The following is a 13,351-nucleotide window of genomic DNA, read 5'->3' on the forward strand; positions in this document are numbered from 1 at the left end:
GAAAGCCGGTGGGGGGATTGTCTCGACCGTGACAGCCACGCGGGCAGCCACCGAGGCTGAATTGCTGGCGGGTGCCTTGACGCGGGTAGATGCGCTGATCGCTGAGGGCGTGGCGCTGATCGAGGTGAAATCGGGTTATGGTTTGGACCGCGAGGCCGAGATGAAGATGCTGCGCGTCGCGCGCCAGATTGCACAGCACCGCGCCATTGAAGTGCGCACCAGTTTTCTGGGCGCCCATGCCGTGCCTGCGGAATATGCGGGACGGGCTGATGCCTATATTGATGAGGTCTGCATCCCGACATTGCGCGCCGCCCATGCCGAAGGGTTGGTTGATGTCGTAGACGGGTTTTGTGAAGGGATTGCCTTTGACGCTGTTCAGATCGCCCGCGTATTCGACGTGGCGGTTGAACTGGGACTGCCGGTCAAACTTCACGCCGAGCAGCTGTCCAATCTGGGCGGTGCAAAGCTCGCCGCCAGCTATGGCGCATTGTCGGCGGACCATCTTGAATATTTGGACGAAACAGGCGTCAAAGCCATGGCAAAAGCAGGCACGGTTGCGGTCTTGCTGCCCGGCGCTTTTTATACGCTGCGCGAAACTCAAATGCCGCCCATTGCGCATTTGCGCACCCATCAGGTGCCCATCGCCATCGCCACGGACAGCAACCCCGGTTCCTCGCCGCTCACCTCGCTGCTGCTCACCATGAATATGGCTGCAACCTTGTTCCGCATGACGCCGGACGAAGCATTGCGTGGGGTCACCATCAATGCGGCAAAAGCATTGGGGTTGGCAGATCAAACAGGATCAATAGCGGTTGGAAAACGCGCAGACTTAGCGGTTTGGGATGTCAAAAGCCCTGCCGAACTCACCTATAGAATCGGGTTCAACCCGCTCAAACTTTCCATTTTTGGAGGCATCATTCGTGATTAATCTCACCCCGGCTGCAGCAACTCTTGACCAACTAGAAGACATTTATCGAAACGGCACCCCCGCACGATTGATCGATGCAGCACGCCCCAAAATTGAACGGGCCGCCCAAGTGATCGAACGCGCTGCGGCGGGCGGTGATGCGGTATATGGGGTGAACACAGGCTTTGGCAAATTGGCCAAAACCCGCATCGCCCAAAAAGACACATCAACTTTACAGCGCAATCTCATCCTCTCCCACGCCTCTGGCGTCGGTGAGCCATTAAGCGAAAACATTGTGCGCCTAATCATGACGCTTAAATTGCTATCGCTTGGCCGCGGTGCATCTGGCACCAAATGGACAACAGTTGAATTGCTGCAAGACATGCTGGCAAAAGGCGTGGTGCCCATGATCCCCGGCCAAGGCTCGGTCGGCGCATCGGGCGACCTTGCGCCTTTGGCCCATCTCACAGCGGTGATGATTGGCGAAGGCGAAGCCTTTTATAAAGGCCAACGCCTAAGCGGTAAAAAAGCGCTCATGGCTGCGGGCCTGTCGCCCATAATCTTGGGGCCCAAAGAGGGCCTTGCCATGATCAATGGCACCCAAACCTCAACCGCATTAGCGCTCGCGGGCCTGTTCGACGCATGGCGTTTGGCCAAAACGGCGCTGGTAACCGGGGCGCTATCCACGGACGCGGCCATGGGGTCTTACGCCCCGTTTCGCGAAGAAATCCAAACCCTTCGCGGTCATCAAGGCCAAATAGATGCAGCGGCCATGTTGCGCGATTTGCTTGAAGGGTCCGAAATTCGCGAAAGCCATCGCGAAAATGATGAGCGGGTGCAAGACCCCTATTGTTTGCGCTGCCAGCCTCAAGTGATGGGCGCCTGTATCGACCTGTTGCGCCAAACCGCAAAAACCTTGCATATCGAAGCAAATGCGGTCACCGATAACCCGCTAATTGTTGATAATGACGATATTATTTCAGGCGGTAATTTCCATGCCGAACCTGTGGCCTTTGCGGCGGATCAGATCGCACTGGCGATTGCTGAAATTGGCGCGATTGCCCAGCGCCGGATCGCCTTGCTGGTCGACCCAGCCCTCTCATTCGGCTTGCCAGCGTTTTTGACCCCCAATCCGGGGCTCAATTCTGGCTTTATGATTGCAGAGGTCACCTCGGCAGCGCTGATGTCAGAAAACAAACAAAAGGCAAACCCTTGTTCGGTTGATTCAACTCCAACCAGCGCCAACCAAGAAGACCATGTATCTATGGCCTGCCATGCGGCGCGGCGCTTGCTCGAGATGAACACCAACCTCTCCCACATTTTGGGCATTGAATTGCTCAGCGCCGCACAGGGGGTTGAGTTGCGCGGCCCGCTTAAAACCGCGCCAAAACTGGAAGAATTGATCGCCAAACTGCGCGCGCAAATCCCAGCGTTGGATGAAGACCGCTATATGTCGCCAGAGTTGGTGCAATCAGGCCAATATGTGCTTGAGCAAGACCTATTGGCTCAAGCGCTCCAAACTTTGGAGTTGGCAAGTTAATGCATCCGGTTGAGATCAAACGGGGCAAAGGCCCGATCATTTTAGGTATGCCCCACACCGGCACTTTTGTGCCCACCAACGTGATGGACAAGCTCAATGATCAGGGTCGCAAACTCAACGACACCGATTGGCATATTGATCAGCTTTACGATGGATTGCTTGATGATGTGACCATCGTGCGCGCCACCTTCTCGCGCTATGTAATCGACGCCAATCGTGACCCAAAAGGCGTTTCGCTCTACCCGGGGCAAAACACCACAACGCTTTGCCCAACAACGGATTTTGAAGGCGAACCGATCTATTTTGCGGGCGAAGACCCAACAAAGGGCGAAGTTGAAGAACGGCGCATGCATTTTCATGCGCCCTATCATCAAGCCCTTGCCGATGAAATCGCACGCCTTAAACAGCTGCACGCCGATGTGGTGCTCTACGACTGTCATTCGATCCGTTCAATATTGCCCTTTTTGTTCGACGGCACCTTGCCAGATCTCAACCTTGGCACAAATGAAGGCACAACCTGCGCACCAGAAATCGAGCAACAAGCCTTACAGATTTGTGCTCGATCCGGTTTTGAAACAGTGCTCAATGGCCGCTTTAAAGGTGGCTGGACCACCCGCCATTACGCTGATCCAAACCATGGGGTGCATGCTTTTCAAATGGAAACCGCACAAAGCGCGTACCTTACCAATGAGCAAGCGCCTTGGACCTATGACGAGACGAAGGCGAACAAACTGCGTCCCGTGCTCAAAACTATTCTCACAATGATGACTGATTTTTGCGCCGCCAATGCGCGCACCTAGGGGAGAAAAACAATGACAGATAATCCACGCAAAAACGCTCGCACCGTGCGCTCACCCATTGGCCAAGATTTGATCTGTGGCGATTGGACAACCGAAGCGCCCATGCGCATGTTGATGAACAACCTTGACCCGGACGTGGCGGAAAACCCCCATGAATTGGTAGTCTATGGTGGCATTGGCCGCGCAGCGCGCACTTGGGGCGATTTCGACAAAATTGTTGATACACTTAAAACGCTTAAAACCGACGAAACCTTGCTCGTGCAATCCGGAAAGCCGGTTGGCGTTTTCAAAACCCATTCAGAAGCACCGCGTGTTTTGATCGCCAATTCAAACCTTGTGCCCAAATGGGCCAATTGGGATCATTTCAACGAACTCGATAAGAAGGGCTTGGCCATGTATGGCCAAATGACCGCTGGCTCGTGGATATATATCGGCTCACAAGGCATCGTGCAGGGCACTTATGAAACTTTTGCGGAGGCCGGTCGTCAGCACTATAACGGCAGCCTAAAAGGCAAATGGATTTTGACCGGTGGTCTAGGCGGTATGGGCGGTGCGCAACCGCTTGCCGCCGTAATGGCCGGGGCTTCTTGTTTGGCAGTTGAATGCAATCCTGAAAGCATCGATTTCCGGTTGCGCACCCGCTATATCGACGAGAAAACCGATAGCCTTGATGAAGCGCTTGAAATTATCGAGCGTTGGACCAAAGCCGGCGAAGCCAAATCGGTCGGCCTGCTCGGCAATGCGGCAGACGTATTCCCCGAACTGGTGAAGCGCGGCGTGCGCCCGGATATTGTGACAGATCAGACCTCAGCCCATGACCCGATCAATGGCTATTTGCCCATCGGTTGGTCCATGGCCGATTGGCGCGACAAGCGCGAAAACGCGCCAAAGGAAGTTGAAAAAGCCGCGCGCGCCTCGATGAAGGTGCAAGTGCAAGCCATGCTCGACTTCCATGCAGCGGGCATTCCAACGGTGGATTATGGCAATAATATCCGCCAGGTCGCCAAAGACGAGGGGCTAGAAAACGCTTTTGATTTCCCCGGTTTTGTCCCTGCCTATATTCGTCCTCTGTTCTGTCGTGGGGTCGGCCCATTCCGTTGGGCAGCGCTTTCCGGTAACCCAGAAGATATTTATAAGACCGACCAAAAGGTCAAAGAGATTCTGCCCGACAACAAGCACCTGCACAATTGGTTAGATATGGCCCGCGAACGGATCGCGTTCCAAGGCCTGCCTGCGCGTATTTGCTGGGTTGGTTTGGGTGATCGGCATCGTTTGGGGTTGGCGTTTAATGAAATGGTGGCCAATGGCGAACTCGAAGCGCCAGTGGTCATCGGTCGCGACCATTTGGACAGCGGTTCAGTGGCATCACCAAACCGGGAAACTGAGGCTATGCAAGACGGATCAGACGCTGTGTCCGATTGGCCATTGCTCAATGCGCTTTTAAATACCGCCTCTGGCGCCACATGGGTGTCGCTGCATCATGGCGGTGGCGTTGGCATGGGCTATTCGCAGCACTCAGGCATGGTCATCGTTGCTGATGGAACAAAAGAAGCGGCTAAGCGGATTGAACGTGTTCTGTGGAATGACCCTGCAACCGGCGTCATGCGCCACGCAGATGCGGGCTATGACATTGCGCTGGATTGCGCGCGTGAAAAAGGGCTGAACTTGCCCGGCATTTTGTAAACGCTATGGGGCGCGGGATAGAATTCTCGCGCCTTTGTTTGCCCCCATCACATAATTTAGACATATTGGCACGATTGAATATACTCACCTGAAAAGCGCGGGGGGCGCTGATCAATCAAGGGAGTGTGTCATGCACCGCGCCAAACTGTTTTTAGCCAATGTCACCTTGGCCATTTCCGTTCTTTTCTTGTTGAGCACTAATGCATTCGCGCAGCTATCAACGCGCGTGCTCACCATAAAGACAACGCCTGCGGATACTGTTCTTCAGTCCGTTTTTGTGGACGGCCAGCGGGCCAACATAATTTCCAATCAAAATGGTTATACCTTCATTGAAATTCGCGGTGAAACCCACAATTTTGGCTGCAAATATACGCTCTCCATTATTGCCGAAAACGGGCGTTTTTTGCGCAAACAATATGACCTGTGTGAAAGCGTTTGGCAGATCAATGTTAGCTTTGAAGATGATGGCAGTGGCGCATCACAAAAACAAATCTCCATTGTGCCGTCTGACCCCAAAGTGCGCATTTACTCCATGTCGCTAAATGGCCAGCCCCAAAGTTTTACCGCTTTCATGGATTCAAATCGCGTAGAGTTCACCCTCAAGCGCGGCCCTTCTGGCTATAAATGTACAACCCAGCTTGAAGCGCTATTGTCCAATGGCAATAGGTTCAACGAGAAGGTTGATCTGTGCGCCAACGATAATGAGGTTGTGCTCGACCTTGGGCCAAAACGTGAATATTTTGAGGTCTTTACCGTTCGCTCAAGTCAGACAGACGACCGGATTTCGAGTGTAAGCGTTGATGGCCGCAAAGTGCCGATTTTGCGCTGGATCGCTGGCGGCGTGCGCACGCGGCTTGCGGTTGGTGCCCCAGCGTTTAAGTGCGAAGCCACAGTTGGCGTTGAATTTGCGTCTGGGGCCAAGGCTTCAGATAAATTGGACATTTGTGCGCAAAACTTTGACGTCACCCTCACCCCAACACCGCAATATCTCACCGACACCAGTTTGGCGTCTCCCTTCACATGGCGCTTCACCGCGCCCCGTGATGCGAACGACAATGCGCAACTGCGTTTTGCGTCAAACAACCGCGCTGCAGGGTTTGTGGCTGTTTGTCAGCCCGGCAGCCGAAACGCCGATTTGTACCTAACAGGGTTTCCCGCCCGCGCGGGCCTATCGTCACGCTCGGTTTTGCAAATGTGGGCGGGGCGATATCAAGGCAAACAAAATGCATTTGGCGGTCGCGCGCCGGATGGGCCAAATCTAACGGCGCCATTCTTTAATCTCACCACCCAACATGGTCTGTGGAACGGGCTGATTTCGGGCAGTGCCTTCACAATTATTGCCAACGATGATCATCGCCTTCGCCTTTCTCTTAAAGGCAGTGCCGACCCTGTTCGCAATTTTATTCGCGCCTGTAACCAGCGTTTCAATGGCCCATCGGTCATTGGCGACGTAACAGGTGATGTCAGCCTTAAGTGGTCACGCACCACCATTCAAAATGGTGGCCAGCAATTACAGTTCGGCGATGCGAACACAGACCGTATCGGCTTGGCCGCACGTTGCGAAAGAGAATCTGGCTTTGCGGAAGTGATGTTTGCCTCAGCCCCACCCAACATGGCTGATAATCGCAATGTTGAGATCTTTTGGGATACCATTGGCAATCAAGGCAAACTGACGGCGCGCACCCGCACTGTTCAGGGCATCGAATGGGGCGCAGTGCCCGTTGCTGGCATGGATATAGACGATCCATTTTGGGCCAGTTTGGCGGCGGGCAATGTGGTTCATTTCGCCATGGATGGGGACCGGATGAGCACCTATTCGCTTAAAGGCAGTGCCAAGCCTGTGCGCGAATTTGTTGCGGCTTGTCGCCCCTATGAAGCGGCGCCGGTTGCTGAGCCGATCGATAATCTCACCCCAGACCGGCCAAGTGCGGAAGAGCAAGTGTTCAATTCGATCGCGGATATCTTCAATAATCTGTCCGCCCAAAGTGATGGCAAAATTAAGGTCGAAATTGGCCGCACCAGTTCCGCAGCACAAGCGGTTTTGCAGGCCTATCAAAACAGCCCTGACTTCTTGTGCACGCAAACGGATCTGCCCACCCCGGTTGGGCAACGTCAGGTCAAATCCTCCTTCGTCAACAATGGATCAAACAGCTACGACTTGTTTCAAATCCAGCCAAATGGGCAGCGCGTGCGCGTGCGCGATGTGCCGCCGGGTGCGCGACTAACAGTTGATGCGCGTGAAGGTCAATCTTGGGAAGTGCGTCGCCCCGGTGGGCGCTGTATTGCAACCTATGCTTCGCCAAATAAAGACGTCACTTTTTCCATCAAAGATAATATGGACAGAGCTGACCCAAGCGCCTTCGTTAAAAGCTATCAGTGCGACGACGGAAGCCGCGCCCAAGTGCTCATTGCCCCTAATCATGGCTTCGCCATTATCGATGAACGCTATGCTGTGCACCGCGCAAGCGTTGCAGGGCGCAGCCAAAATATCTTCGGGGGAACAAGTGCAATTATCAATGACCAACAATTGGTGTTGCGCGGTAGCAATGCACCGGGTCTTGATTGCGTCGCGCAATAGGCTTGATTTGGGTTGGCCGGTCTGCCGGCCAGCCCAGTTTATATTGACAAATCAGCTAAAACTATATTGATCTTATCATAATAATTTTGATGGCCCACTTTGGTGCCGGACATGAGGGAATGATAATGGTCGATAAAGTTGCCGATAAATTAGCGCGCTTAAGAGCGCAAATGGCAAATGAAAGCGTCGATTTGGTCGCGTTGGGTCCGGGTGCTCACATTCAGTGGCTGCTCAACTATCATCCCTATCCAGACGAGCGTATGTGCTTGCTGCTTATCGGCCCAATCCACCATGGGTTTATAATGCCCGCCCTAAATGCTGATGCGGTGCGTGAACACACAGATATTGAGTTTTTCACCTGGGCCGATGCGGACGGTTATGCCGATGCATTGACCGCAGCGCTGCAAAAAATTGCGCCCAAACAAGTGGACTTGGTATCTCTTGATGAGACCATGCGCGCCGATTTTGCTCTTAATCTACTAACGGCTTTGCCCGGGGCAAAACATTGTTTCACGGAGCTCTCTGTTGGACCGTTGCGGATGCGCAAGGAGCACGACGAATATCTGCTGCTCAAAATGAACGCTTTGATTGCCGATGATGCCCAGCAAGCCGCTGCCAATGCAATCAAGCCGGGTGTAACCGAAAACGATGTGGCCGAAGCGGTGAAAAATCATTTCATCGCTGAGGGCGCAAAACCAGCATTTGACATTGTGGGTGCCAGCGAAAATGGCGCGTTCCCCCATCACCACACCAGCGATCGGGTGCTCAAACAGGGCGATACAATTGTGGTGGATATTGGGGGCTTTAAACAAGGCTACCCCAGCGATATCACGCGCATGGTATCAATCGGCGAACCCAGCGAAGAATATAAAAAGGTGCACGCAATTGTTGAAGCGGCGGTGCAAGCGGCCCTGAAAGCTGCAAAACCTGGCGTGATCGCCAAACAAGTCGATGACGCCGCAAGATCTGTAATCACACAAGCAGGGTATGGGGAGTTCTTTACCCATCGTGCGGGTCACGGCCTGGGCATCGAAATTCACGAACCGCCCTATATTTCCGCATCATCCGATGTGGTGCTGGATGAAGGCATGGTCTTTTCAATCGAGCCGGGGATTTATCTGCCGGGCAAGTTCGGCGTCCGGCTGGAAGAGATCGTGATTTTGCGCGCTGACGGTCCTGAAGTTCTATCAGATCGCCCACGCGATTTGGTGATCGTTTAGCCACCACATAGATGCTTTTGGTAAAAGGAATTTCCCTCCCCTTGATGGGGAGGGATAAAAGGTGGGGCGCATTTCACCTCTAATTGATGATCTTTGCCTGGGTGGCGTTCAGGATGTCTTCCCGAGAAACATCAGGTGCCATTTCAACAATTTCTAATCCGTCTGGTTGCACATCAAAAACACCCAGATCAGTGATGATCCGATCAACTACTGCTTTTCCTGTGAGCGGCAGCGTGCATTCTTTGAGGATCTTTGAATCCCCATGCTTGTTGGTGTGATCCATAACAACCACAACGCGGCCAACACCGGCCACAAGGTCCATCGCACCGCCCATGCCTTTCACCAATTTGCCTGGAATCATCCAATTGGCAAGGTCACCATTCTCAGCAACTTCCATTGCACCCAAAATCGCCATGGCAATTTTGCCGCCCCTAATCATGGCGAACGACGTAGCGCTGTCAAAATAGGCGGTTTGCGGTAATTCGGTAATTGTCTGCTTGCCCGCGTTGATCAGGTCCGCATCAATTTTGTCCTCGGTGGGGAATGGCCCCATTCCCAGCATGCCATTTTCCGATTGAAGGGTCACATTGATCCCATCAGGAATATAATTGGCCACCATGGTTGGAATGCCAATGCCAAGGTTCACATATGTACCGTCTTGCAACTCTTGTGCCGCGCGGGCAGCCATTTGATCTCTAGTCCAGCCCATCTTATGCCTCCCTCACTGTGCGTTGTTCAATTCGTTTTTCGTGGGTGCCTTTTACGATGCGGTGCACATAAATACCCGGCAGATGGATATGGTCTGGGTCCAAAGTTCCAACAGGCACAATCTCTTCAACTTCCATCACACACACTTTGCCGCACATGGCTGCGGGCGGGTTGAAGTTGCGCGCGGTTTTGCGAAAAATCGCATTGCCGGTCTCGTCAGCTTTCCATGCCTTCACAATTGAAAGATCGGCAAAAATGCCCTCTTCCATAATGTAGGTTTCGCCGTTGAAGTCCTTGTGGTCTTTGCCCTCGGCAATAATGGTGCCCACGCCTGTTTTTGTGTAAACACCAGGAATGACAGCGCCACCCGCCCGCATGCGCTCAGCCAATGTGCCTTGCGGGTGAACCGCAAGCTCTAACTCGCCAGAAAGATACTGGCGCATAAACTCAGCGTTTTCACCAACATAGGACGAGATCATTTTTTTGACCTGTTTGGTGTGCAGCAAAATGCCGATACCAAAATCATCAACACCAGCGTTGTTTGACGCAAATGTTAGCCCCTTGTTGCCCGCCGTTCTGATGGCGTTGAGTAGCAATTCAGGAATGCCGCAAAGCCCAAAGCCCCCCGACGCGATCAACATATCATCTTTAAGAACACCCTCTAAAGCCTCTTCGGGTGTGTCATATACTTTATTCATGTCTTTCTCCCTCAGCCCGCTTTTGCGGGACTAAACCTTACTCGCCAACTTGAATGGCCATCGCAATGCCCATTCCACCACCAATACAAAGGCTGGCGATGCCGCGTCCGCCACCGCGCTGTTCAAGCGCATGGGCCAATGTGCCCAGAACCCGCGTTCCCGACATGCCCACGGGGTGCCCCAAAGCAATCGCTCCACCATGAATATTGACCTTTTTGGGGTCAACGGCCAGCTCTTTCACCACCGCTAAACTTTGGGCGGCAAAAGCTTCGTTAAACTCAAACAAATCCACTTGATCCAATGACCAACCCGCCCGCTGTGCCACCAACCGCGTAGCAGAAATGGGGCCAAGCCCCATATAGGCGGGATCAAGCCCGGTATGGGCAAACGCGCAGATCTGCGCAATTGGGTTTAATCCTTCACGCGCTGCTATATCTGCATTGGCCAAAACCACTGCTGCAGCCCCATCATTAATGCCTGACGAGTTGGCGGCGGTCACCGACCCTTCAGCGTCAAAAATTGGCCTTAGCTTGCTCAGTACTTCAATCTGGCTGTCCCCGCGCACCGCTTCGTCAGCCTCAAACATGGTCGTTGATTTGCGGGTCTTAAGTTCAATAGGCACAATCTCTTTGGCAAAAAAACCAGCGGCCTGCGCCGCTGCGGCCTTATGTTGTGATAAACAGGCGAATTCGTCCTGCTCTTGCCGGCTAAGACTATACTTTTTTGCCACATTTTCTGCTGTGTGGCCCATAGGGTAGTTGAAGAACGCGTCCGTAAGCGCGTCAAACATCATGCTGTCGACGAAGTCGAGATTGCCCGATTTCTTGCCCTGTCGGATGTTGGCCACATGGGGTGCATTGGTCATGCTTTCTTGACCCCCAGCAACAACGAAATCCGCAATTCCGGTTTGAATTTGTTGTGCCCCTAACATAATGGCACGAAGACCAGAGCCGCACACTTGATTGATCGTAGCAGCAGGAACTTGATCTGGTATGCCTGCATTGCGCGACGCTTGTCGGGCAGGGTTCATCCCAGCGCCGCCGGTTAAGACCTGCCCCATTATCACGTCGTCGATCTTCTCGCCGTCAATACCCGAGGCGGCAACCGCCGCCTTGATCGCGATCGTGCCCAATTGGGCCGCGGTAAAGCCAGACAAACTGCCCGCCAACGTGCCAATTGGCGTGCGCTTGGCGCTCAATAAAACCACGTCCTGCATCCACATTTTGCCTCTCCCCCGCAATCAGAATTCTAACTGGGGTAAAGGTTAAGGCTTGCACATTGCATTTGTTTAGTCGTATTTGTACGCAATGAATGCTCTTGAAAATACACAGTCCGGCGCAATATTGAACCGCTTTGAATTGGCTGAAATGCCAGTGCCATTGGTTTTTGCCCAACATCGCATCATCAAAGAATGCAACATAGAATTCGCCACCATATTTGGCTTTACGCCTAAGGAGTTACACAATACGAGCTTTCATCTGCTCTATCCAAAATTCATGGATTTTGTGCGGACCGGCGAAATGTGGAAGTCCAATTTTGCGGGCGGTGTCACCTATTATGATGAACGCATCATGCGTCGCGCCGATAAGTCAGAATTCTGGTGCCAGGTGCGGGGCCGCTCCATGTCCCCCGGGGATCCATTTGCCCGCGCCCTATATTGTTTTGAGCCGTTGCACCGCCCTTTAAGGCCCAATAGTGAGCAACTGACAGACCGGCAAAAGCAAATCATCACACTGGTGGCCCAAGGTAAAACCAACGCCCAAATCGCAAAAGAGATCGGTCTTTCAAAACGCACCGTTGAAGCCCATAGGGCGCGCACCATGAAAGCCATAGGGGTGAAAAACAGTGCCGAGCTGGTGGCGTGGTTCTCCGCTAACGAAAAAAGCGAAGCATGATTGAAAAACGTGTAAATCCAGAAATATTGACCAATCGATCAGAAGGTTAGAGCGAAACGGTTTGCTTGCCAAATACTTCAAAATTACGTATTTTCTTTAGTGTTGAGGGAGAACATCTTATGAAAATCGTAAATCAGAGCCTGGCTGTTGCTGGGGTTTTTGCTGCAAGCTTGTTCGGTACTGCGGCTTTCGCCCAGTCTGGAACAGGGGGCACATTCAGCATTTATAACGATACCGCAGGTAATGTGGTTGTGGGTTTTTACACCAACGACGGGAATGGTTGGAGCGCCAATTGGCTGGCCGATCAAATGGCGCCTGGCCAATCTGCAAGTGCAGAGTTTTTCGCCGAAACCGGCGCGTGCGACCAATTGTTTCAAGTTGGCTGGCTTGGTAGTGACGGCTCTGAGGTGATGGACGAGCCCATTTCGATCGACATTTGCCAAGCAACCAACGTTTATCTTGGCGATAACGAAATCAAATTCGACTAGACCTTTACCGATGAAACGGCTGACTATTCAGCCGTTTCAATAATGGGGTGGCTGATCTGCGAGCGGATCCAATTGGTGAATTCCACCACACCCGGCTTTTCCGCCTTATCGTCTGGAATGGCCAGAAAATAGGCATCGTCCGTTTGCAACGGCCTTGGGTCGATCACCACCAAGCGGCCCAATTCAATTTGGCGCTCAATTAGATATTGGGGCAGCAAGCCAACCCCCAAACCCGCCAAGCAGGCTTCAATTATCATTGAGAATTGGTCGAAGCGGTGGCCACGAAACGGCTCGTCATTGTCAATTTTTTGCTGTTCAAACCAATCTCGCCAAGCCGTTGGTCGGGATTGTAAGTGCAGCAATGGCGCTTTGGCCAAATGCTCAGCTTTCTTTATGCCCTGCGCCTCGATCAGTGTTTTTGACGCCACGGGCAGCATATATTCAGCGCACAAAGGTTGGCACGATGCCCCCGCCCATATCGGTCGCCCAAAATGCACCGCCACATCAAAAAACTGCTCTTGCAAAGAAAATGGGGTCCAGCGGCTTTCAAGATTTACCGCCAGTTTGGGATTGTTCTCCAAGAACTCGGGTAATCTAGGCGCAAGCCAATGGGAGCCAAAGGTGGGCAGTGTGGCCACCGAAAGCGTTGCGTCCGCCTTGGCCGATGCCATGGTGCGATAAACCAGCCCTTCGGTCTGCTCAATCAGATATTTTGCATCCACCAAAAACCGCGCGCCCGCTTCGGTCAATACGACCCGCTTGCGAATACGTTCAAACAAGGTCACCCCAAGTTGTAATTCCAAATCGCGGATTTGGCGCGAAATAGCGCTTTGG

Annotated in this window: 12 protein-coding genes; 8 read left to right on the forward strand and 4 right to left on the reverse strand. The window is 52.9% G+C overall.

The genetic code is table 11. The features are described 5' to 3' along the window. The 6 genes from hutI to Q0231_RS11625 form a co-directional block, all read left to right on the forward strand. Positions 1 to 928: imidazolonepropionase (hutI, locus tag Q0231_RS11600; protein WP_299347783.1), on the forward strand; the 928-nt coding region annotated here is incomplete at its 5' end. After that, positions 921 to 2,447 carry a histidine ammonia-lyase gene (hutH, locus tag Q0231_RS11605; protein ID WP_299347784.1) on the forward strand — a complete coding sequence of 509 codons (1,527 nt, stop codon included), beginning with the start codon at positions 921 to 923 and terminating at the stop codon, positions 2,445 to 2,447. The genes hutI and hutH, both read left to right, overlap by 8 nt. Beyond that, positions 2,447 to 3,247, forward strand: a complete 801-nt coding sequence (gene hutG, locus Q0231_RS11610; protein ID WP_299347785.1) for an N-formylglutamate deformylase — start codon at positions 2,447 to 2,449, stop codon at positions 3,245 to 3,247. Before hutH ends, hutG begins: the two co-directional genes overlap by 1 nt. 12 nt (positions 3,248 to 3,259) lie before the next feature. After that, entirely contained in the window at positions 3,260 to 4,930 is a 1,671-nt protein-coding gene (gene hutU, locus Q0231_RS11615; RefSeq protein WP_269393278.1) for a urocanate hydratase, read from the forward strand. Between the two features lie 130 nt (positions 4,931 to 5,060). Next, positions 5,061 to 7,508 (forward strand): hypothetical protein, encoded by a 2,448-nt coding sequence (locus tag Q0231_RS11620; RefSeq protein WP_299347786.1) that lies wholly within the window; start codon positions 5,061 to 5,063, stop codon positions 7,506 to 7,508. Positions 7,509 to 7,633: 125 nt separating this feature from the next. Then, positions 7,634 to 8,728 carry a Xaa-Pro peptidase family protein gene (locus Q0231_RS11625; RefSeq protein WP_299347787.1) on the forward strand — a complete coding sequence of 365 codons (1,095 nt, stop codon included), beginning with the start codon at positions 7,634 to 7,636 and terminating at the stop codon, positions 8,726 to 8,728. A 79-nt stretch (positions 8,729 to 8,807) separates the two neighbouring features. Here the strand turns inward: Q0231_RS11625 and Q0231_RS11630 are convergent, their stop codons facing one another. Genes Q0231_RS11630 through Q0231_RS11640 form a run of 3 tightly spaced genes read right to left on the reverse strand, consistent with a single transcriptional unit; the run spans position 8,808 to position 11,350 of the window. Then, complete coding sequence (locus Q0231_RS11630; RefSeq protein ID WP_269393275.1) at positions 8,808 to 9,437, reverse strand: 3-oxoacid CoA-transferase subunit B; 630 nt, start codon at positions 9,435 to 9,437, stop codon at positions 8,808 to 8,810. 1 nt (position 9,438) lies between these two features. Further along, positions 9,439 to 10,134 carry a CoA transferase subunit A gene (locus tag Q0231_RS11635; protein ID WP_299347788.1) on the reverse strand — a complete coding sequence of 232 codons (696 nt, stop codon included), beginning with the start codon at positions 10,132 to 10,134 and terminating at the stop codon, positions 9,439 to 9,441. 37 nt (positions 10,135 to 10,171) lie between these two features. Then, positions 10,172 to 11,350, reverse strand: coding sequence for an acetyl-CoA C-acetyltransferase (locus Q0231_RS11640; protein ID WP_299347790.1), 1,179 nt, complete (start codon positions 11,348 to 11,350; stop codon positions 10,172 to 10,174). A 127-nt stretch (positions 11,351 to 11,477) separates the two neighbouring features. Here Q0231_RS11640 and Q0231_RS11645 point away from each other — a divergent pair, with 127 nt between their 5' ends. Together Q0231_RS11645 and Q0231_RS11650 are read left to right on the forward strand one after the other, a co-directional pair. Then, positions 11,478 to 12,029, forward strand: coding sequence for a LuxR C-terminal-related transcriptional regulator (locus tag Q0231_RS11645; RefSeq protein ID WP_269393273.1), 552 nt, complete (start codon positions 11,478 to 11,480; stop codon positions 12,027 to 12,029). 119 nt (positions 12,030 to 12,148) lie between these two features. Further along, positions 12,149 to 12,517 carry a hypothetical protein gene (locus Q0231_RS11650; protein WP_269393272.1) on the forward strand — a complete coding sequence of 123 codons (369 nt, stop codon included), beginning with the start codon at positions 12,149 to 12,151 and terminating at the stop codon, positions 12,515 to 12,517. A gap of 23 nt (positions 12,518 to 12,540) precedes the next feature. Here Q0231_RS11650 and Q0231_RS11655 read toward each other — a convergent pair. Then, on the reverse strand, positions 12,541 to 13,351 hold an 811-nt coding region (locus Q0231_RS11655), incomplete at its 5' end, for a LysR substrate-binding domain-containing protein (protein WP_299347789.1).

The sequence above is a fragment of the uncultured Maritalea sp. genome, assembly GCF_937139385.1.
Lineage (GTDB): Bacteria > Pseudomonadota > Alphaproteobacteria > Rhizobiales > Devosiaceae > Maritalea > Maritalea porphyrae_A.